17 protein-coding genes are annotated in these 22,290 nt (G+C 59.8%); 14 read left to right on the top strand and 3 right to left on the bottom strand.

Annotated features, from left to right (window positions below):
* Positions 1-4: 4 nt before the first annotated feature.
* From tssF to QMZ29_RS09855, 10 genes are all read left to right on the top strand, one after another.
* Positions 5-1,891 carry a type VI secretion system baseplate subunit TssF gene (gene tssF / locus QMZ29_RS09810; RefSeq protein WP_060433406.1) on the top strand — a complete coding sequence of 629 codons (1,887 nt, stop codon included), beginning with the start codon at positions 5-7 and terminating at the stop codon, positions 1,889-1,891.
* A complete protein-coding gene (tssG, locus tag QMZ29_RS09815; RefSeq protein ID WP_049206010.1) occupies positions 1,888-2,958 on the top strand; it encodes a type VI secretion system baseplate subunit TssG in 1,071 nt (356 codons plus the stop codon). The genes tssF and tssG overlap by 4 nt, the downstream gene beginning before the upstream one ends.
* Before the next feature lie 56 nt (positions 2,959-3,014).
* On the top strand, positions 3,015-5,669 hold the full coding sequence (gene tssH, locus QMZ29_RS09820) for a type VI secretion system ATPase TssH (RefSeq protein ID WP_261427415.1): 2,655 nt from the start codon (positions 3,015-3,017) through the stop codon (positions 5,667-5,669).
* Positions 5,670-5,718: 49 nt separating this feature from the next.
* Positions 5,719-7,164 carry a serine/threonine protein kinase gene (locus tag QMZ29_RS09825; RefSeq protein ID WP_173890294.1) on the top strand — a complete coding sequence of 482 codons (1,446 nt, stop codon included), beginning with the start codon at positions 5,719-5,721 and terminating at the stop codon, positions 7,162-7,164.
* A 142-nt stretch (positions 7,165-7,306) separates the two neighbouring features.
* Positions 7,307-9,235 (top strand): type VI secretion system Vgr family protein, encoded by a 1,929-nt coding sequence (locus QMZ29_RS09830; RefSeq protein ID WP_025303305.1) that lies wholly within the window; start codon positions 7,307-7,309, stop codon positions 9,233-9,235.
* A gap of 54 nt (positions 9,236-9,289) precedes the next feature.
* On the top strand, positions 9,290-9,730 hold the full coding sequence (locus tag QMZ29_RS09835; RefSeq protein ID WP_261427418.1) for a DcrB-related protein: 441 nt from the start codon (positions 9,290-9,292) through the stop codon (positions 9,728-9,730).
* Positions 9,731-9,732: 2 nt separating this feature from the next.
* Positions 9,733-14,154, top strand: a complete 4,422-nt coding sequence (locus QMZ29_RS09840) for an RHS repeat-associated core domain-containing protein (protein ID WP_261427419.1) — start codon at positions 9,733-9,735, stop codon at positions 14,152-14,154.
* Between the two features lies 1 nt (position 14,155).
* A complete protein-coding gene (locus tag QMZ29_RS09845) occupies positions 14,156-14,644 on the top strand; it encodes a hypothetical protein (RefSeq protein WP_071826121.1) in 489 nt (162 codons plus the stop codon).
* A 175-nt stretch (positions 14,645-14,819) separates the two neighbouring features.
* Positions 14,820-15,197, top strand: a complete 378-nt coding sequence (locus QMZ29_RS09850; protein WP_261427421.1) for a hypothetical protein — start codon at positions 14,820-14,822, stop codon at positions 15,195-15,197.
* 53 nt (positions 15,198-15,250) lie between these two features.
* Positions 15,251-15,949: a hypothetical protein gene (locus QMZ29_RS09855; RefSeq protein ID WP_213928270.1), complete on the top strand. Its 699-nt coding sequence runs from the start codon at positions 15,251-15,253 to the stop codon at positions 15,947-15,949.
* A 97-nt stretch (positions 15,950-16,046) separates the two neighbouring features.
* Here the strand turns inward: QMZ29_RS09855 and sbmC are convergent, their stop codons facing one another.
* On the bottom strand, positions 16,047-16,514 hold the full coding sequence (sbmC, locus tag QMZ29_RS09860) for a DNA gyrase inhibitor SbmC (RefSeq protein WP_049204947.1): 468 nt from the start codon (positions 16,512-16,514) through the stop codon (positions 16,047-16,049).
* A 23-nt stretch (positions 16,515-16,537) separates the two neighbouring features.
* Positions 16,538-17,380: a tryptophan 2,3-dioxygenase gene (kynA, locus tag QMZ29_RS09865; RefSeq protein WP_261427424.1), complete on the bottom strand. Its 843-nt coding sequence runs from the start codon at positions 17,378-17,380 to the stop codon at positions 16,538-16,540.
* Between the two features lie 297 nt (positions 17,381-17,677).
* Between kynA and QMZ29_RS09870 the strand changes: the two genes are divergently transcribed.
* From QMZ29_RS09870 to QMZ29_RS09885, 4 genes are all read left to right on the top strand, one after another.
* Positions 17,678-18,712, top strand: a complete 1,035-nt coding sequence (locus QMZ29_RS09870) for a LacI family DNA-binding transcriptional regulator (RefSeq protein WP_147823938.1) — start codon at positions 17,678-17,680, stop codon at positions 18,710-18,712.
* Between the two features lie 270 nt (positions 18,713-18,982).
* Complete coding sequence (locus QMZ29_RS09875) at positions 18,983-20,218, top strand: MFS transporter (protein ID WP_254599103.1); 1,236 nt, start codon at positions 18,983-18,985, stop codon at positions 20,216-20,218.
* 21 nt (positions 20,219-20,239) lie between these two features.
* Complete coding sequence (locus tag QMZ29_RS09880; protein ID WP_025303314.1) at positions 20,240-21,004, top strand: SDR family NAD(P)-dependent oxidoreductase; 765 nt, start codon at positions 20,240-20,242, stop codon at positions 21,002-21,004.
* A 48-nt stretch (positions 21,005-21,052) separates the two neighbouring features.
* On the top strand, positions 21,053-21,469 hold the full coding sequence (locus QMZ29_RS09885; protein WP_049204953.1) for an RbsD/FucU family protein: 417 nt from the start codon (positions 21,053-21,055) through the stop codon (positions 21,467-21,469).
* Between the two features lie 50 nt (positions 21,470-21,519).
* Here the strand turns inward: QMZ29_RS09885 and QMZ29_RS09890 are convergent, their stop codons facing one another.
* Complete coding sequence (locus QMZ29_RS09890) at positions 21,520-22,254, bottom strand: thioesterase II family protein (RefSeq protein ID WP_075201387.1); 735 nt, start codon at positions 22,252-22,254, stop codon at positions 21,520-21,522.
* Positions 22,255-22,290: the final 36 nt, after the last annotated feature.

Consider the following 22,290-nt stretch of genomic DNA (forward strand, 5'->3'; position numbering starts at 1 on the left):
GGCGATGGACAGTAAACTGTTAGATTATTACAACCGCGAGCTGGCCTATCTGCGTGAGATGGGCGCCGAGTTCGCCGAACAGTACCCGAAGGTCGCGGGCCGTCTCGGCATGCGCGGCATCGACGTGGCGGACCCTTATATCGAGCGCCTGATGGAAGGCTTCGCCTTCCTCACCTCGCGCGTGCAGCTGAAAATGGACGCCGAGTTCCCGCGCTTTTCTCAGCGCTTGCTGGAGATCATCTACCCCAATTACCTGTCGCCGACGCCGTCGATGGCGATCGCCGAGCTGCAGCCGGACAGCAGCAAAGGCGACATCAGCAACGGTTTCGTGGTGCCGCGCGGCACCATGATGGACAGCCAGACGCTGAAGAAAAGCGGCATCACCTGCAGCTACACCACCGCCCATGACGTCACGCTGCAGCCGGTGCGCATCGCCGGCGTCGAGCTGGGTGGCATTCCGGCCGATATCCCGCTGGCCTCGCTGGGGCTGCAGCACAGCGGCAGCGTCAGCGCGCTGCGCATTCGGCTCGAGTGCTACGAAAGCGTAACGCTCAACAACCTGCAGTTGGACCAATTGATGTTTTACCTGGCCGGGCCGGACATGCAGGCGCAGCAGCTGCTGGAGTTGCTGATGCAGCACAGCGTCGGGCTTGTCTGCCAAACGGTGGAGGCGCAACCGCAGCGGCGGGCGCTGGCGCTGGACGGGCTGCGGCAGGAGGGCTTCGCCGCCGAGCAGGCGCTGCTGCCCAACGACCTGCGCAACTTTGAAGGCTACCGGCTGCTGCAGGAGTATTTCGCCTTCCCGGCGCGCTTCCAGTTTTTCAGCGTCAACGGCCTGCGTCCGCTGCTGCAGAGCGTGCGCGAAGGGAAAAAAGCGCTGCGCCAGTTCGAGATCGTGGTGCTGCTGGATCGGCACGACGCCGCGCTGGAACGGGTGGTCGACGTTGCCCATTTGGCGCTGCACTGTACGCCGGTGATCAACCTGTTTCCGAAGATCGCCGAACGCATCGCGATCAACGAAAAAAACCACGAATACCATCTGGTGGTCGACAATATCCGGCCGCTGGATTACGAAGTGTTCTCGGTGCAGCGGCTCGGCGGCAGCGCCAGCGAAAAACGCTACGAGCAAGAGTTTCGGCCGTTTTACAGCACCCTGAGCGCGGACGACGGCAACTATGGCGCCTACTTCTCGCTGCGGCGCGAACAGCGCACCCTGTCGGAACACGCCCGCCGCTATGGCACCCGCACCGGCTATGCCGGTTCGGAAGTGTTCGTATCGCTGGTGGACGAACGGCAATCGCCGTGGCACAGCGATCTGAAATACCTCACCGCCGACGTGTTGTGCACCAGCCGCGACCTGCCGTTGATGTTGCTGCAGCAGGATCAGGGCAACTTCGTGATGCCCGATTCAATCCCGATCAAGCAGGTCTCGCTGCGCAAAGGCCCCACCCCGCCACGCCCGGCGCTGGCCGAAGGGATGATCACCTGGCGGTTGATCAGTCAGCTGCAGCTGAATTACCTCAGCATGATGGACGGCGATCCGGAACAGGGCGCCGCCAGCCTGCGCCAGTTGCTGGGGCTGTATGGCAACCTGAGCGAGCCGGCGATCGCCAAACAGATCCAGGGCGTGCGCCACTGTAACCTGCGGCCGGTCTATCGGCGAGTGCCTGAACCCGGCCCCATCGTGTTCGCGCGCGGCATCGCCATCGATCTGACGGTCGATGAGCAGGCGTTCTCGGGCAACAGCCCTTACCTGCTCGGCAGCGTGCTGGAGCGCCTGTTCTCGCGCCTGGTGGCGATGAACACCTTCACCGAGATGACGCTCTCCAGCCAGCAACGCGGCGAAATCGCCCACTGGCAGGCGCGCATGGGCAAAAGGACGCTGATATGAACGCGGAGATGATCGCCACCGAACTGGCGCCGCCGCAGATCAACGCGCTGTATCGCCTGCCGGACGACTTTTGGCCGCGGCTGCGCAGCGCGCCTTACAAGCACGATCTGTTTCAGCTGCTGCGCCGCATCGACGCCCAGGGCGGCCAGCCCTACCTGCTGGGACGCGCGCCGCTGCCGCGCCACGAGATGCTGCGCCTGGGGCAGGAACCTTCGCTGTCGTTCGCACCCTCCACGCTGGCGCAGGTGACGCCGCGCGCCAACAGCCCGCTGCACGACGTTTCGATCTTCAGCTTCGGTCTGTTCGGCCCCAACGGGCCGCTGCCGCTGCACCTGACCGAATACGTGCGCGAACGGGTGTATCACCATCAGGACACCACCCTGCTGGCGTTCACCAATCTGTTCCATCACCGGCTGACGCTGCTGTTTTACCGCGCCTGGGCCGACGCGCAACCGACGGTATCGCTGGATCGCCCGGACAACCGGCGCTTCGACGAGTACCTGTCGAGCCTGATCGGCCTCGGCCAGCCGGCGCAGCAGGAACGCGACAGCATCAACGCCCACGCTAAACATTTTATGGCCGGTCATCTGATTCGCCACAGCCGCGATCCGGAAGGCCTGAGCAAGATTTTGCAGCAGTATTTCAAGGTGCCGGTGCGCATCGTCGAGAACGTGCCGCACTGGCTGCGGGTAGAACCGCGCGAGCAGGCGCGGCTCAAGGCCGGACGCGGCGCGCCACGGCTCGGCGAGTCGGCTTTTCTCGGCATCGCGGTGCGGGATATCCAGCACAAGTTCCGCATCGAGCTGGGGCCGATGCCGCAGCGGGACTATGACCGCTTTCTGCCCGGCGCCGATCTGTGCCGGCAACTGCGCGACTGGGTGCGCCAATACCTGGGCATCGAGTTCGTCTGGGAAGTGCGCCTGATCCTGGCGAAGGAACAGGCGCACGGCATCCAGCTCGGCGGCGCGCAGCGGTTGGGCCTGAGCAGTTGGCTGGCCGACCATCGGCGACAGCGCGATCTCGACGATCTGATCTTCAGCCCTGAACCGCTGGAAAACCCGTTCTGACCCTATTTCGGCCGGCGCCCTGCGGCGCCAGGCCACTCTGAGACCTGAGGAAAACCATGTCTGAAATCAGCCGCTCGGTATTATTTGGCAAACTGGATAGCCTGTTATTCACCTCTCTGGAAAGTGCGACGGCGTTTTGCAAGCTGCGCGGTAACCCCTACGTCGAACTGGCGCACTGGCTGCATCAGCTGATGCAATCGCCGGACGGCGATCTGCAGCAAATCGTTCGCCACTTCGCGCTGGACGAGGCGCAATTGGCGCGCGACATCGTCGAGGCGCTCGATCGCCTGCCGCGCGGCGCCAGCGCCATTTCCGATCTGTCCGAGCACATCGACAGCGCGGTAGAACGCGCCTGGGTCTATGGCTCATTGAAATTCGGCGCGGCGCGCATCCGCGGCGGCCACCTGCTGCTCGGCATCCTGAAAACCTACAGCCTGCGCCATCTGCTGAAGGCCATTTCCCCGCAGTTCGAGCGCATCAACGCCGATCTGTTGATGGAGCAGTTCGCCGCCATCACCGCTCACTCGGCGGAAAACGCCCAGGATGCGCCGGCGGAAAGCGGCGCCGAGAACGTATCCGGCGCGCCGCGCAGCGGTGAAAGCGTGCTGGCGCAGTATGCCCAGGATCTGACCGCCAGAGCGCGCAACGGCGAGATCGACCCGGTGGCCGGCCGCGATGAGGAAATCCGGCAAATCATCGATATCCTGATGCGCCGCCGCCAGAACAACCCGCTACTGACCGGCGAGGCGGGCGTCGGCAAAACCGCGGTGGTAGAAGGCCTGGCGCTGCGCATCGTGGCCGGCGACGTACCGCCGCAGCTGCGCGACGTGAAACTGTGCCTGTTGGATATCGGCATGCTGCAGGCCGGCGCCGGCGTCAAAGGCGAGTTTGAAAAACGGCTGCAGGCGGTGATCGACGAAGTGCAGTCCAGCCCGACGCCGATCATCCTGTTTATCGACGAAATTCACACCCTGATCGGCGCCGGCGGCACCCAGGGCACCGGCGACGCCGCCAACCTGCTGAAACCGGCGCTGGCGCGTGGCCAACTGCGCACTGTCGGCGCCACCACCTGGTCGGAATACAAGAAATACATCGAGAAAGACCCGGCGCTCACCCGCCGTTTCCAGGTGGTGCAGGTGCACGAGCCAAGCGAAGACAAGGCGCTGCTGATGCTGCGCAGCACCGTCAGTCCGCTGGAACAACACCACCGCGTGCTGCTGCTGGATGAAGCGGTGGACGCCGCGGTGCGGCTGTCGCATCGCTATATTCCTGCCCGCCAGCTGCCGGACAAAGCGGTGGCGCTGTTGGATACCGCCTGCGCGCGCGTGGCGGTCAGCCAACACGCCGAGCCTGCCCAGGTCGAAGACTGCCGCCACCGCATCGATGCGCTGCAGATAGAGTTGGATATCGCCCGCCGCGAGGCCAAAGTCGGCATTGGCGATCCCCTGCGCCCGCAGGAAATTGAAACCCAGCTGACCGCGCTGCGCCAGGCGCTGGAACAGCTGACCGACCGCTGGCAGCAGGAGCTGGCGCTGATCCAAGAGATCATCACGCTACGCGCCCAGTTGCACCAGCAGGAAGCGGAGCCTACCGGCGAAGAAACAGAGGCGGCCCCTGACGCCGACGCGCTGCGCGCCCAGCTGGGCGAACTTCAGCAGCAGCTGAGCGCGCTGCAGGGCGAAGCGCCGCTGATCTTCGCCGCCGTCGACGCCAACATCGTGGCGGCGGTAGTGGCCGACTGGACCGGCATCCCGCTGGGCCGCATGGTGAAAAACGAGATTGAGGCGGTGCTGCAGCTCTCCGACACCCTGAACCAGCGCGTGATCGGCCAACGCCATGCGCTGGATCTGATCGCCCGCCGGGTGCGCACTTCGCGGGCGCGGCTGGACGATCCGAACAAGCCGGTCGGGGTGTTCCTGCTGGCCGGGCCGTCCGGCGTCGGCAAGACCGAAACCGCGCTGGCGCTGGCGGAAACCCTGTACGGCGGCGAGCAGAACGTCATCACCATCAACATGAGCGAATTCCAGGAGTCGCACACCGTTTCGACGCTCAAAGGCGCGCCCCCCGGCTATGTCGGCTACGGCGAAGGCGGCGTGCTGACCGAGGCGGTGCGCCGCCGCCCTTACAGCGTGGTGCTGTTGGACGAAATCGAGAAGGCGCACCCGGACGTGCATGAGATCTTCTTCCAGGTGTTCGACAAGGGCTGGATGGAGGACGGCGAAGGCCGCCATATCGATTTCCGCAACACCATTATCATCCTGACCTCCAACGTCGGCACCGATCTGATCGCCGGGCTGTGCAGCGATCCGGAGCTGCTGCCGGAGCCGGAAGCGCTGAGCGGCGCGCTGCGCCAACCGCTGCTGTCGGTGTTCCCGGCCGCCTTGCTCGGCCGCCTGCTGGTGGTGCCGTATTACCCGCTGACCGACGCCACGCTGGGCAACATCGTGCGCCTGCAGCTGGGCCGCATCCAGCGTCGCCTGGCGGAGAATCACGACATCGTCTGCACCTTCGACGACGCGGTCATCGAGCAGATCGTCAGCCGCTGCACCGAGGTGGAGTCCGGCGGCCGCATGGTCGACGCCATCCTGACCAACACCCTGCTGCCGCAGATCAGCCACACCCTGCTGACCGGCAGCGCCAACGACCAGCGCTATCGCCAGCTGCATATCGCGCTGCAGAACCACGAATTCATTTGTCAATTTCAGGCATAACGCCGCGGCCGCCGAGACGGCGGCCCTTTGAACACAGAGAGTCATCACTATGTCGGGAACCGGGATAACCAAACCGAATTCGAACAGCCTGCCGAGCGGCTATCGATTCAATGAATTCGAGATCCAGGAAGCGATCGGCGAAGGCGGCTTCGGCATCGTCTACCGCGCCTACGATCACCAACTGGAACGCACCATCGCCATCAAGGAGTACATGCCAACCTCGCTGGCGAAACGCAACGACGATCTCAGCATCGGGCTGCGCGGTGAACGCTTCAGCAAAACCTTCCAGGCCGGGCTGAACAGCTTTATTCAGGAGGCGCGTCTGCTGGCGCGCTTCTCGCACCCCGGCCTGCTGCACGTGTTGCGCTTCTGGGAAGAGAACGGCACCGCCTACATGGGCACCCAGTTTTACAGCGGCACCACGCTGAAGAACCTGCAGGCGCAGCAACCGGAGAAAATCGACGAGGCGTGGATCCGGCGGCTGCTGCCGCCGCTTTTCAGCGCCATCAACACCATCCACCAGGAAGGCTATCTGCACCGCGACATTTCGCTGGATAACATCCAGATCCAGGAAAGCCAGCTGCCGGTGCTGCTGGACTTCGGATCGGCGCGTAAAGAGATCGGCAACCTGTCAGACGAAACGGAGATCATGCTCAAACCGGGCTTCGCGCCGATCGAGCAGTACACCGAGAACAGCGACGGCGAACAGGGGCCCTGGACCGATATCTACGCGCTGGGCGCCGTGCTGCACACGCTGATCGTCGGTTCGCCGCCGCCGGTCAGCGTGGTGCGCAGCATCGAAGACAGTTACCAGCCGCTGGCCGAGCGCCGCCCCGCCGGCTACTCGCCGGAGCTGCTGCGCACCGTCGATCGCGCGCTGGCGCTGAAGCCGGAAGACCGCCCGCAGACCATCGATGAAATGGCCGAGCTGCTGCATCTGCCAATCGCCGATGAAAACGAAATCATCAGCACCCCTGCGGCTGCGCCGGAGAACCTGCTGGTCGCCGCCAACCCGGCTGCCGCTGCAGCCGCCGCCGGCGCCGTTACCGCGCGCAGCACCCAATTCTCGCGGCCGATGATGGCCGGCGCCGGCGTCGCGGCGCTGCTGGTGATCGGTGCCGTCGCCTGGCTGAGCGGCGGCGAGGACGATACCCAGGCCGTGGCCCAAAACACTGAGGCGTCGCCGGCGCAGAAAACCCTGACGGAGCAGCCGAGCGCGCCACAAACCGCGCAGCCTACAGCCGCGGAACCTGAAAAGGTGGCACCGCCACCGCAGCCGGTGGCGTTGGTGTACTTCAAACTGCAACCGGGCGAACAGGTCAGCCTCGACGGCAAGCCGCAGCAGGTGACGCCGGGCGCAAACGGCTTCGCCAGCCTGAACCTGGCGCCAGGCCGCTATCAGCTGGAAATCCGCCACGACGATCGACTCCGCCGGCAGCAACTCAGCATCGACACCGCCGGCACCTGGCTGGTCAATCCGGCCACCGCCGGTTAATCCCGTTCTGAAACTCCGCCTCGGCGGGGTTTCCCTATTTCATGAGACTGACGCACCACTGCCCATCCTCATTGGCCGCGCGGCAAGGCCGCTGCAACGCCGGAGTATGCAGGGCATGACGTCAATCACAGAGGACGTTCTCATGTTGGACCGCATTATTGCGCACACGCCGCTGGGCCAGGAGCAACTGTTGTTCCGCTCACTGGACGGTATCGAAGCGCTTTCCACCCCTTTTGACTTCTCTATTGAATTGCTGAGCACCGACGCGCGGCTCGATCGCAAAGCGCTGCTCGGCCAACCGCTGACGCTGGAGATCCCAACCCAGGGCTTCCTCAGCGCCCCGCGCTACCTGAACGGCAAGATCACCGCCATCGCCGTCAGCAGCGAAGAGATCGGCGGCACGCGCTACGCGGTGTATAACCTGCACGTGCAGCCGGATCTCTGGCCGATGACCAAGGACCGCAACTTCCGCATCTTCCAGGAACAGACGGTGCCGCAGATCGTCAAGACCCTGCTGGCGGAGCACAACGTGCAGCTGGAAGATCAGCTGACCGGCGACTATCGCCTGTGGGGCTACTGCGTGCAGTACAACGAAAGCAGTTTCAACTTCATCAGCCGCCTGATGGAGCTGGAGGGCATCTATTACTATTTCAAACACGAGATGGGCAAACACACGCTGGTGCTCGGGGACGCCCCCCACCACCACCAGCCCTATCCCGGCTATGAGATGATCCCCTACCACCTGACGCCGTCCGGCGGCAGCACCAGCGAGGAAGGCATCAGCCAGTGGACGTTGTCCGATCGCGTCACGCCGGGTATCTACAGCCTGGACGACTACGATTTCCGCAAGCCGAACGCCTGGCTGTTCCAGGCACGGCAAAACCCGGTCTCGCCGACGCCGGGGCAGATCGACGTTTACGACTGGCCGGGCCGCTACACCGAGCATCAGCAGGGGGAGTTCTACGCCCGCGTGCGCCAGGAGGCCTGGCAGGCCGAACATCAGCAGATCCGCGGTACCGCCACCGCGCTGGGCATTGCTCCCGGCAGCACCTTTACGCTGTATAACGCCCCGCACGCCGACGACAACCGCGAGTACCTGACGCTGCAGGCCAACTACCATCTGAAAGAGAACCGCTATGCCAGCGGCGACGATCAGAGCAGCGAACACCGTATCGACTTCATCGTGCTACCGGCGGACGTGCCCTGGCACCCGCCGCAGCAGGCCACCTGGCCGAAAACCCACGGGCCGCAGACCGCCCGGGTGGTCGGCCCGGCCGGCGAATCGATTTGGACCGACAAATACGGCCGTATCAAGGTGAAGTTCCACTGGGATCGCTTCGGGCCGAAAGACGACGGCAGCTCCTGCTGGGTGCGCGTCTCCAGCGCCTGGGCCGGCCAAGGCTACGGCGGCGTGCAGATCCCGCGCGTGAACGACGAAGTGGTGGTGGACTTTATCAACGGCGATCCGGATCGGCCGATCGTCACCGGACGTGTCTATAACGAAGCCAGCATGCCGCCTTGGGCGCTGCCGGCCGCCGCCACCCAGATGGGCTTTATGAGCCGCACCAAGGACGGCACCGCCGACAACGCCAACGCCCTGCGTTTCGAAGACAAGGCCGGCGCCGAACAGGTGTGGATCCAGGCGGAGCGCAACATGGACACCCAGGTGAAAAACGATGAAAGCCACACCATCGCTAACGACCACACGCATCTGGTGGGCGGCAACCAGATCAAACGGGTGGTGCTCAATCAGGCAACCGGCGTCAAAGGCGAATCCTCCGCGCTGACCGGCAAAACGCGCAGCGACGCCGTGGTTAACGCCTTTACCCTCGGCTCCGGCGAATCGCTGCGGCTCGAGTGCGGCGAAAGCGTGATCGAGCTGCTGGCGAACGGCCAAATAAACATCACCGGCACCAGCTTCAATATCACGGTGAAAGAGGACGGAGAGATCAATACCGGCGGCCAGCTGGATCTCAACCAGCCTGGCGGCGCCGCGCGCACCGCCGCACCGGGCGGTGGCCATCAGGCGGCAATCCAGAGCGCCGTCGATCAGCTGTTCCCGAAATCCTGATGCCGACGCGGCCCTGCGCCGCGTCCTTTCCCCTGATTACTTGCAAGGACATCCATGGATTACCTTTTCCAGGAAGGCCATTTCACCCTCCCCGCCATCACCTGGCAGGACTGCACGGTCAATATTCTCAAAAACCCGCAAACCGGCGCCTCGCTGGTCATCACCCGCGGCATCATTCCGCAAGGTGCCACGCTGGAGGACGAATTCGAGAAGCAGTGGCAAGCACTGCTGCCACAGATCAGCGATTTGCAACAGTCGCCGCGCCGGCGCATCAGCGCCGGGCCGCAGGGCCATCTCAAGGCGATTGAAGTCACCAGTCGCTTTATCCGCGCCGGACACCACCATCATCAGCATCAGTTGGCGGTGCAGCCGGACGAGAGCCAGACGTTACTGATCGTCACCTATGCCGCCATGCGCCCCTTCACCCCCGAGGATGACGCTCACTGGCAGCAGGTGAAAGCGTCGCTGGTCTTGACCGAACACAGTGAACAATAGCCATGGCTGAGATCTGGGCAGCAAGAAAGGATGATGAACTGATCCACACCAGCGCGTTGGCGGACATCGCCAGCGCCGTCGCCGAAGTCGCGGTGTATGCGGTGGCGACCGCCGCCGTGTCCGCAGCAGCCGCCGCCGCAGCGCCGGCATTGGCAGGGGTGGCGGTGCTCGGCGCAGCGGCGACGGCGGCCTCCGGCTGCGTCGGCGCCGGGCTGATCGTCGGTTTTGCCACCAGCCTGACCGGCGTCGGAGAACATATCAGCAACGGCTGCGACGCCGTGGCCAACTGGCTCTTCCCGCCTTCCGTCTCCGGCGTCATTCTCACGGGCTCCCCCAACGTCTTCACCAACGCCAAACCGGCGGCACGCGCCGCAGGTCGTTTACTCACGCCCGCAGAGATCAAAGCGTTACCGGCGCCACAGCCGCCGCAAAGCTTCTGGGATTATGGCGCCGAGCTGCTGGCCGCCGGCGGTAATATCCTCTCGCAGCTATGGCAGCCCGGCGTCGCCGGCCCCAGCCAGCCCAGCCAACCGCTGGAAGAAGATAAAATCAGCTGCGACAAACACCCGCTTCCGCAATACCTGGCGGAAGGCTCCAGTAAAGTATTTATCAACGGCCAACCGGCCGTACGCAGCAATGACCGTTCAACCTGCGAGGCGAAAGTCTCGACCGACGTCTCCAAAAATGTGCAGATCGGCGGCGGCACGGTGGTGGTACGCGACATCAAGAGCGGCAAGCTGCCGGGTATCGGTTTGGCGCTGACCGTGCTGCCGCTGCTGCTCGGTAATCCGGCCAAGCTGGTTAAGAACCTGCCTTGCATGATCGGCGGCGGTCTGGCGGCGGCGGGCGTTAACGCCCTCGGCGAAGCGATCCACGCCGCCTTTAACCCGGTGCATGCCGCCACCGGCGCCAAGGTATTGAACGACGAAGAAGATCTGGATCTGTTGCTGCCGGCGCGCTTTCCGCTGATCTGGCAGCGCAATTACAACAGCCGCAATGGCTATCAGGGACTGTTTGGCCACGGCTGGCGCACGCCTTTTGAAATTTGGGTCGATCTTAACGACCGGGACGGCGTCATTGAGTGTTGCCTGCATGATGAAACCGGTCGTGAGCTACGCTTCCCGCTGCCTGAGGTGAACCAGCCGAGCTTCAGCGCCGGTGAAGGGCTGATGTTCCGCCGCGGTGAAGAGGGACAGCTGCTGATCGCCGACACCGACGGCAGCGTCTGGCGGCTGTTCGTGCCGCTGCCGCAGACCCCTTCCCGCCTGAGGCTGGTGTCGTTGAGCGATGAGTACGATAATGCGCTGCTGCTGAACTACGACGAACGACAGCGCCTGAGCCACATCGTCGACAGCGCCGGCACCATGACATTGCGGCTGGAATACGGCGATCCGCGCTTCGACGATCGCGTCACCGCCTTGCGGCATAACGACGAACCACGCGTGCGCTACCGTTATGACGACGGCGGCGATCTGCATCAGGTGATCGACGCCGGCGGCCTGGTCACACGCGAATTTCACTATAACGCCCAACACCTGCTGACCCGCCACCAACAGGCCGGTGGGCCCAGCTTCGAGTATCACTGGGCGATGTTCGACGACTGGCGCGTGGTGGAACACCGCGACAGCGCCGGCGGCGGCTGTACAATCGACTACGATTTGGCCGCCGGGTTAACGACGGTCACCGAGAATGACGGCTTGCGGCACCAGCACCGCTGGAACGCCCAACGGCTGATCGTCGAATATACCGACGAGCGTGGTGAGGTCTGGCATTACCAATGGAATGACGAAGACATGCTGATCGCCACGCGCGATCCGCTCGGCCACGGCTGGCATTTCCGCTACGATGAAGCCGGTAATCTGGTCGAGGAAGAGGATCCGCTCGGCCATATCCGCCTCACCGGTTGGCTACCGCAGCGCGCACTGCCGATCAGCGTCAAGGAGCCCAACGGCGCCACACAGCATTTCTACTACGACGAGCGCCATGCCTTGATTGCCGAGATCGATGCGCTCGGCCATACCCAGCGCTACCTGCGCGATGGCTATGGCCAGGTGGTGCAAGCCGTCGACGCCAACGGCGGCATCAGCCATTTCGCTTATGATGAGCACGGGCAATTATTGCGCGCCCGCGATTGCTCCGGCAAACAAACCCTCTACAAATATACGGCTCAAGGCTGGCTCAGCGAGGTGACCGACGCCGCCGGCGAACGCGTCCATTACCGCTACGATGCCGCCGGCCGCCTGACACAGCTGCAGCGCGCCGAGGGCTGGCAAGAGACGCTGAGCTGGAACGCGCAGGGCCAGCTGGATCGCTATCAGGGGGCCGATGGGCGCCTGACGCATTATCGCTATGACGCAGCCGGCCGCCTGCTGGCCACGCGCAATCCGCTCGATGGCGAGGTGGTGCGCCACTACGACGCCCGCGGCAGATTAACGGCGCTGCGCAACGAGAATGCCGAAAGTTACCTGTTCCATTGGACGGCCTGCAATCTGTTGCAGGAAGAAATCGGGTTGGACGGCGTCAGCACCCGCTATCGTTACGACGAATGCCGCCGGGTCGTCGAGCGCCGCTTCGCCGCCAATACCTCCGCCGCCTTCTCGCACTATTTCAACCATGACGGCGCCGGCCAACTGGTGAGCAAACAGACGCCCGATGGAGAAACCCGCTACCGCTACAGTCCGCTCGGCCAACTGCTGCATGCCGCCAGTGACCGCGGCAACGCATGGCATGACGAGCCGACAACGGCTCAGAGCGAGGTCAGTTTTGACTATGACTTGCTGGGGCGGGTAACCCGTGAACAAGGTGCCAACGGTACGCTGCGCTATGATTACGATCCGATGGGTAACCGCACGCAAACCACCTTGCCCGACGGACGCGCGCTGCGCGCGCTGTACTACGGCAGCGGCCACCTGCTGCAGCTGGCGCTGGACGATATCACCCTCAGCGAGTTCGAGCGTGACAATCTGCACCGCGAGCTGAGCCGTACGCAGGGTCGCCTGACCAGCCGAGTGCATTATGATCGGCTGGGGCGCAAAGACCGGCGGGAGATCTTCAATGACAACCGCCAGCGCCCGGCGCCGGCCAGCAGCTCGCGCCAGTGGTCCTACGACTATCAAAACAACCTGACGCGCGAAGAACACAACGCCAACCCGTTCTCCTACCAGCGTTATCAGTACGATGCCACCGGTCGATTACTGAACCGGGACGGCACGCTGCCGGATACCGAGCGCTACCGGTACGATCCGGCATCCAACCTGCTGGATGAGGGGCAATTCCGCCAGCGGCACAACCGCGTACTGCATTATCAGGGAATTGATTACCGGTACGATGTCTTTGGCCGCACGGTGGAAAAACGCAAAGGCCACTACCGTTGGCAATATCTCTACAACGCCGATCATCGCCTCTGCGAGGTGGTGCGCTACAGCCAGCATCGCAGCGAAGCCCAGCAGCATGTGCAGTTCCACTATGATCCGCTCGGGCGGCGCACGCAAAAGCGGGTGTGGCAGCAAAGTCAGGATCTGCGCCAACCGGCCGGCAAATGCCAAACCACCACGTTTTTGTGGGAAGGTTTCCGGCTGCTGCAGGAAACTCGCGACGGCATGCCCCTCACCTATGTCTATGCCGATCAGGGCAGCTATGAACCTTTGGCGCACATCGACGGCCACGCGCCGGCCCAAGTATTTTACTTCCACACGGCGTCGAACGGCGAACCGGAAAGCCTGACCGACAGCGACGGAACGCTGCGCTGGCAGAGCCACAGCAGCGCCTGGGGCCGCATAAAGTATGAGGAAAATCAGCAAGATCTGGATTACTCCCAAAACCTGCGCCTACAGGGGCAATACCTGGATCGGGAAACGGGATTGCACTACAATTTGTTCCGCTATTACGATCCGGATATCGGCAGATTTACCCAGCACGATCCGATAGGTTTGGCCGGCGGGATCAACCTGTACCAATACGCGCCGAATCCGCTGGGTTGGGTGGATCCTTGGGGATGGAAGCCACGATGCGCAGCAACCAAAGCCAACGATCATAATCAGGCAGCTTTTGGTCGACAATGGCAAGGTCGAGGTATCTACAAAGGACGAGACTCTTGGTCAAATATCATGTTGAAAGAAGGTGACATTGTTTATGGCGGCGCTCCAGGGCAATCTGGTTTTTACTTCAACAAGGCGACGCTAGATGCTGCAGGTGGCAGTAGAGCCAAGCTATGGGAAAGTTTGCAGGTGCTTCCACATGAAAAATTTGGTTATAGATCTAAAATACAAGCATATAGAGTAAAAAGAGAAACGATTGCAGGAACAGGTAAAGCGATATCTCAAGACCCAACGAGATTCGGCGAAGGCGGAGGAACTCAATTTTTCCTTTCTAACTATAAAACTGTTCTTGAGCCAATTGATAAGCCTTTTGAAATTGGATTGTAAAATGCAACTAGATACTTATGACGGAACACTAGAACTCGCGGGAATAACGCTAGGTACAGCGACAACCCGAGAAATGCTAATAAAAGGCTCCAGATTGTGGGAGGGTTGGCCAGAAAAGTCAGATGGTAGGACTACATCATACAGAACAATAATCAGTACAAAAAAAGAAAAAGCCGGCGATATATATATAATTGCCGACTTCTCCGGGGCCTTCATTACAGATGCAGTGCTTTGCAGTTGGCGTTTTGCGCCTGAAAAACTCATGATGGGAATACAAAAAAAAGTAGAAGGTGCTATTACCAAAAATCTTCGAACATGGTTTTATGAAAAAACTCATATACAACTTCCAGTTAGTGGTTCATGGGGGCATATTGACGCTGCTTATGACCCACATAATTTAACGGGAACAATAGTGTGCAACTATCGCAGTGCATTTCATACTGAGGATGAATGGCGAAAATATTGCAAAAGGAATAACATAATTTATTAAAAAAGAGGAAACTCATCCACATTATTATATAAAAATTCACACACTCATTCCATAATGCAGAGTGTGTGTGATTTTTCACCCCCCCTCGAATATCGCAAATAACTACATCTTCACTTCGCACACTAACAATCAATAAAGGCATGAATCATTTATTCACTAGATCTATTTAAATATTATGAACAAAGAGAAAATTGTCATTACCCCATCAAACAGGCAACTATTTGATGGTAACGAAGAGCAGTTTCGTTTATTTAAAAAAGAAGTATCCATCCCTAACTCTAACGAAAAAGTACTTTATGATAACAGCTCTGCGATACCCATATGGGATATAGATGAAAACATCAGGAAGGCGATCGCAGAAAAAATAATCGGGATAAAAATCATAGAGTACCCATATGACCCAATACCTTCATATAAAAATGAAAATCTGGATATCTACATTCAGAATGTAGAGTCGGAAATGCACAAAAACAGAATAACAATAATCACGGCGACGGGTGAATCACAACCAGCAAGATATAAGATAAAGTTGCTGGGTTTCATTTTTCACTAGCGCTCTCTTAGAGGCGACCCCACTGAAATCTTTATAACACTCTGAGGTAACAGATGATGAATATTTCCTGGGATATCGCCAACTTTAATATATCAATGAAAAGCCAGTACAGTGATATCTATGAGTTAGAAAATGATATCAGTAATTTCTTTGGAAGCAGTAATTTTAGTGAAATGGACTCCCTTGACTGGTTTTTAATCAACAAGAAAACAAACGAGCTTTCTTTTTTGTTGTTGAGCGTTCCTTCTTTTTTTAAAGCATCAAGCGAGCGTCATGCCCTTGATGTTGACTCATTACGAGAAATAAAATTATCAGAATGTATCGATAGCTTCGTATCTCACGTCACTATTCAAGACGAAGCAGTTTTCCAATCCAAAGAGAACATTTTAATTGTCGCATCGGATACATCGGCCATCGTTTATAAGACACCAATCAAAGAGGGTCTTTATTTCTTGTCGGGCTGTGATTTTTCGCATCATGGGTTTTTATTGCTCAGTGCGACCCATCATATCCCAGGGGAAACACCACCATCAGATGAGACAATTTCCGATTCGTTATTCTTAAGAATGCTAGATTTGTGCAACCAAGATTTTTATGATGCCATGGACGAGCAAGATGAAAGATGTTTATCCATAATAAACCAGTTAGAGAAGGATTGTTTGGCATATCAAAAGATAGACGTTCGCTTACTGCAAACAATAGATTTTATAAAAAACCTTAAATATACATTCTATGATATAGACATGGAATAATTATCTTATGACTGTTCCTCTTTTAAATGAATCTTTAAATATCCCATCAAAAGGCTCCCAAAGAGCCTTTTGATATGCTACCGCGCCGTTAGCCCCCTCACCACTTCTTCACCGTCTGGTAAATCTCGAGGTCGAAATAGCCGTCGGCCTCGCAGTCGTTGAGATAGTGTTCATAGCTCACCCCCTCAACCGGCTGGTAGCCGCTGGCCGGCAGCAGCTTCTGATAGAACTCGCCCCACACCCGCTCGAAATCGCCATCGCTGATGCGCACGTGGTAGACCGCATACTGCCCGGCGGGCAGCGTCTGCACGGTCACGCCCTCGCTGCCCGCCGGCAGCGCGAAATCGTCCGCCACGCTTATCACTACGTCGGCACGCAGCTTTTCCGGCGCCACTTCCGCCGGATCGTCCCAATACAGCACCAGCCATTTGCCAAACGGCACGCCGTGGCGTTTCCGCCATGCCAGCAGTTGCTGCGAGCCCTGCGGGATGGTCTGCGGATACGGCCCCACGACTCTCACTCCCACCACCTTCTCCGCCGCTTTATCGATAATCCTCACGCTCATCGCCCTTATCCTCCCACGTTATTTCAGGCGCCGATTTCGGTGCGCACGTCCAGCAGCTCGGGGAAAAAGGTCAGATCCAACGCCTTTTTCAGGAAGCTGACGCCGCTGGAACCGCCGGTACCTGACTTAAAGCCAATGATCCGCTCCACCGTTTTCATATGGCGGAAACGCCACAGATGGAAACTCTCCTCGATATCCACCAGCTTCTCCGCCATTTCATAGGCTTCCCAGTAGGTCTGCGGGTTGTCGTAGATCACTTTGAACGCCAGCAGCAGATCCGGGTTGCGCTGGTAGGGCTGCGTCCAGTCACGCTCGAGGCACTCCTGCGGGATCGGCAGGCCGTGGCGTGCCAGGTACAGCAAGTATTCGTCGTACAGGCTCGGCGCTTCGAGGATCGCCTTCAGCGCGGCGTGCTTTTCCGCATCGCTGCTAAACACCGCCAGCATCGCCGCATTCTTGTTGCCGAGCAGGAACTCGATCGACCGGTACTGATGCGACTGGAAGCCCGACGAGCTGCCCAGCACGTCGCGAAACTCGACGTACTCCGACGGCGTTAGCGTTTCCAGCACCGCCCACTGTTCGAACAGCAGCCGCTGGATCTGTTTGACGCGCGCGAGGATTTTGAAACAGTGGCTGAGTTTGTCCTGCTGCACCAGCCGCACCGCCGCCTGCAGCTCGTGCAGCATCAGCTTCATCCACAGCTCGGAGGTTTGGTGCTGTATCACGAACAGCATTTCGTCATGATGCGGCGGGTTGGAGAGTGGGTGCTGGCAGTCCAGCAGCGAGTCCAGGCACAGGTAGTCGCCATAGCTCATGCGTTTGGAAAAATCGGTGACAATCGCGCTTTCTAATTCCCGTTTGTTCATCTGTTCTCTCCGTTGCGCCCAGCGCCCCATCGGCCTGGAACGAGCCGCAAAGAGAAAACAATAGTACAGAACCCGCCGCCCCGAAGGGCGATAAACGAGAGGTGCTTCGCAGATCTCACTCATCTGCGTTAACACATTGCCCCTCTCCCCCTGTGTTGTTTAGTAAACAACACGGCTGCCGCCTGACGATTCTCACAAATGCGCAATCCCATGCGCGCAGCGCCCCGGTTCCGGCTTGCCTGCGGCCGGCTTCCCTTATAGATTGCAGGCTAACGGCAGGCAGCAAGGTATCGGCAAATGGCAAATATTCGTGATGTGGCGCGGTTGGCCGGCGTGTCCATCAGCAGCGTGTCGAACCTGCTGAACAATCGCAGCCACCAGATGAGCGCGCAGACCCGTGAGCGCATCGAACGGGCGATGGAAGCCCTGGGATACCGGCCGGCCCGAGCGGCGGTGCCCGCGCCGCAGGCGAAGATCATCGGCCTGCTGCTGCCGTCGATCGTCAACCCGAGCTTTTCGGCGCTGGCGCATGCGGTCGACGGCGCGGCGCGGGTTCACCGTTACCGCGTTTTGCTCGGCAACGCCTACCGCCAGGAACAGGAAGAAGCCGCGTTTATCGACGATATGTTCCTGCACGGCGTGCGCGGCATCATCGTAGCGGCGAGCGACATTCGCCAGACTCATTTTGTTCGGGCCGCCGAGCGTGGCATGAAGATTGTCAGCTACGACAGCCCGTTCGCCGAGCCGATGGCCACCGATACCCGACTGTTCGACAGCGTGTCGATGGACAATATCGCCGCCGGGCGCCTGGCCGCGCAGCACCTGCTCGAGCGCGGCTGCCGACACATCGTGTTCGCCACCGAAGCGACGCTGACCGTCGGGCGCAGCCACAAGATCGACGGTTTTCTGAGCGCGCTGGGGCACAGCCTGAGCGAACGCCAACGGGTGATCGAAGGCAAAGCCAACAGCGCCTACGGCGACACGGAAATGTTCGACTTGGGGCTGACGCTGGCGCCGCGCGTTCTCGCGTTGGCACCGCGCCCGGACGGCATCGTGGCGATTAACGATGCGCTGGGCATCGGGCTGATGGTGGGCCTGCGCGCCGCCGGCATCCAGGTGCCCGCAGACATCTCGGTGATTGGCATCGATAATATCGCGCTGGCCGGCCTGGCCGAACCGGGGTTGACGTCGATTGGCCCACCGCTGGCGGAGATGGCGCAGCTGATGGTCGAACGCCTGATCGGCCGTATCAACAATGATTTGCAACCCCCCGGCGAGTTTCTCTTCCCGCCGTCGGTCATCAGCCGGCGCTCGGTCAAAGCCGCCGGTTAATACGGTAAAAACGACTTTCCCAGACGATGCGCAGCCGGCATCGTCCGGATCGTCGCAGCTAAAAGCAGAAAAAATAGAATCGTCGCAATAAATAAACGGCGCGACGCTTTTATGCACGCAACGTCGTTATTCAGCACGCCGCTCATGACTTTGGGCTGGGCCGCTATTATTCCGATTAACCACATGGGAAAAACCATGATGAAAAAAACAATGCCAACGGATATTGAACGCAGCGCCATCAGGAAATTGACGCTGCATATTGTCCCCCTCATGATCTTATTGTATTTCCTGGCCTTTCTCGACCGCAACAATATGGCCTACGCCGCCAAAGCGCTGGAAGATAATCTGGGATTGACCGCCTCGGCTTTCGGCTTCGCCTCCGGGATTTTCTTTATCGGTTATTTCCTGTTTGAAATACCCAGCAACGCCGGCACTATTAAATTTGGCCCGCGCATCTGGTTCGCCAGAATATTAATTTCCTGGGGCATCTTCGCGACCCTGCTCGGTTTTGTGCGCACGCCGCTGGAGCTGTATATTTGCCGTTTTATGCTGGGCGTGTGCGAAGCCGGTTTCTTTCCCTCGGTGGTGTATTACTTCACGGTCTTCTTTCCGGAGAAATACCGCACCAAAATTCTCGGCATGTTTATCATCGTCCAGCCGCTGTCCAACGCGGTCGGCTCGCCGATTTCCGGCTTTATTCTCAATATTCAGCATGACTGGTTCGGGTTCGCCCCCTGGCAGCTGCTGTTTATCCTCGAAGGGCTGCCGCCGATCGTCATCGGCCTGCTGATCCCGTTCCTGATCAAGAACTCCCCCAAAGACGTCGGCTATCTGAACGTGGAGGAAAAAGCCTGGCTGATGAGCAACGCCGGCCGCTCCAAATCCGGCTCTAAAATCACGCTGGCTGACTTCCTGAAGGGGATTAAAAACAAGAAATACCTGCTCTACGCGCTGCTCAACTTCGGCATGGTGTGCGGCATTTATGGCTTCGGCACCTGGCTGCCGTCGATCATCAGCGCCCTCTCCGGCGGCGATATCTTCCGCGTCAGCCTACTGGCGCTCATTCCCTACGGCCTGGCCGCGCTGCTGGTCTATCCGTGGAGCCTGTGGGCCAGCAAAACCAAAAAGCTCGGCGTATTTGCCGGCCTCAGCATGATGGTTGCCGCCATCGGCCTGATGGGGGCGGTGACGTTTTTTAAATACGACCCGCTCGTCGCGCTGTCGTTCCTGTGCATCGCCGCCATCGGTATCTACACCGCCGTGCCGCCGTTTTTATCCATGCCCGCCAATATCTCCACCGGCGCGGCTGCGGCCGCCGGGCTGGCGGTGGTCAGCTGCATCGGCAATATCGGCGGTTTTGTCGCCCCCTATGCGGTGGGCGTGCTGAACGATCTGACCGGCAGCAGCGCGCCGGGGCTGTTTTTCCTGGCCTCGTGCCTGCTGGCCACCGGGCTGATCTGCATTTTCTACTGCGCCAAACAGCGTGAAGGCGTCATCAATTCTTAACGAACCAATAAGGAGTCAATCATGGGCGATCTTGCGGGCAAGAAGGTCTTTATCACCGGAGCGGAACAGGGCATTGGCCGCGCCACTGCGGAGCGGCTGATCAAGGCCGGTTGCGACATCTATTTTCACTATCACAGCGACGAAAGCGGCCCCAAGGCGCTGGTGGCGCTGGCCCATTCTCTGGGGCAAAAAGCCGCTTACGGCTACGCCGATCTCATCGATACCGACGAAACGCTGCGCTGCGTCGCGGCCGGCGCCGAGTTTCTCGGCGGCATCGATATTCTGGTCAATAACGTCGGCGGCATCGTCGGGCGCAAATGGCTGGGCGAGATCGACCGCGCCTTCTGGCAAACCGTGATCGACGTGAACATGACCACCATGCTGAACGTGACGCAGAGCGCGCTACCGTTCCTGAAGGCGGCGGCAAACGGCGCCAGCATCGTCAACCTGGCCTCGCAGGCCGGCCGCGCCGGCGGCCACTCCGGCTCGCTGGTCTATTCCGCCACTAAGGGCGCGGTGCTCACCTGGACGCGCTCGCTGGCGGCGGAGCTGGGCGAGCACGGCATCCGGGTAAACGCTGTGGCGCCCGGCCTGATCCTCGGCACCCGCTTCCATAATCGCCACACCACCCAAGAATCGGCGGAGGAAACCGTTCGCGCCATCCCGCTGGGCCGCGCAGGCACGCCGGACGACGTGGCGCGCGCCATCACCTTTCTGGCGGCGGAATACGACGGCTTCATCTCCGGCGCCACCCTCGATATCAACGGCGGCATCTACCGCATGTAATTCAGCTGCGGGCGGCACGGCTGCCGCCCCCTATTCAGGTATCGCCTTATGATTAAATCCGCCATCATCCACCCGCCGCTGCTCGCCGCGCTGGCGCAATGCGGGCATAAAACCCAGGTGCTGATCGCCGACGGCAACTACGCCTGCATGACCCACGCGCCGAAAGACGCCACCGTGGTCTATCTGAACCTGGCGCCCGGCACGCTCGCCGCTCCGCCGATCCTGGAAAAACTGCTGGCCTGCATCAACGTGGAAAGCGCGGCGCTGATGGCCTGCCCGCCGGACTTCACCAACGCTATCGAAGCCGAATACCGGCAGCTGCTGCCTGAACATTGCCCGATCGAATACCTGCCGCGCGAGGCGTTTTACGCCGCGGTCAAATCGGATCGGACGTTGCTGGTGATCGCCTCCGGCGAACAGCGCCGCTTCGCCAACCTGCTGCTGACGGTGGCGCCGGTGGTGTGATGACGCCATTGCGTTAATGGCGGTTGTGCCCCAACCGCCATACCTGCGCTTTACGCCAGCTGCTGATTCACGATATCCGCCACTTCTTTCGGCTGATGATTGATGAAGAAATGATCCGACGAAACGGTGTGCAGACCGATATGCGCGCTTGTATAGCGCGCCCAAGCCGCCATGTCCGTCTTGGAAACAGTGCTGTCGCGGCTGCCGTGAATCAACACCAAAGGATAATTGATTGTCTTCTCCTTCAACGCCCGTTTCATATGAAAATTAATCGACAGCTCGTTGCGTATAATAGGAAAAAATAAGCTTCTGAAATCAACGTCATCCAAAATATCAGGTTGAGTTCCGCCATAACGACGCAATACTTCGGCCATTTCATCATCATCTGAATGCATCGGATCATGCTTAAAATCCGTAATGTGCGGCGGTGCTTCTGCGGCGATAAAAATTCGCGCCGGCGGTTTATCCTGAGCGATAAAACGACTCGCCAATTCAAAGGCGAATAATCCGCCATTGCTGTGACCAAGAAATGAGTACGGTTTTCCCGACATCAGGCTCGTGGCTTCTCGTTCCACCTCATCCAAAATTTTGTAGACATCATTGCACAACGCCTCTGAAAAGCGGCGCCCATTGCCGGGCAGTTGCATGGCGTACACGGACGTATTGCTATTGACGTAGTGAGAGAATGGCACGAATACCTCGGCATTTCCGGCAGCATAAGGGAAACAAAATAAAATATGCTCATCATCCCCACCGGTACCCCTTTTTATTTGCTCAAACCACATACGGCTTCCTCTGCTTTGCAAGAATATGACGCTATC

This window comes from Serratia sp. PF-27 (assembly GCF_030053255.1).
Classification (GTDB): domain Bacteria; phylum Pseudomonadota; class Gammaproteobacteria; order Enterobacterales; family Enterobacteriaceae; genus Serratia; species Serratia bockelmannii.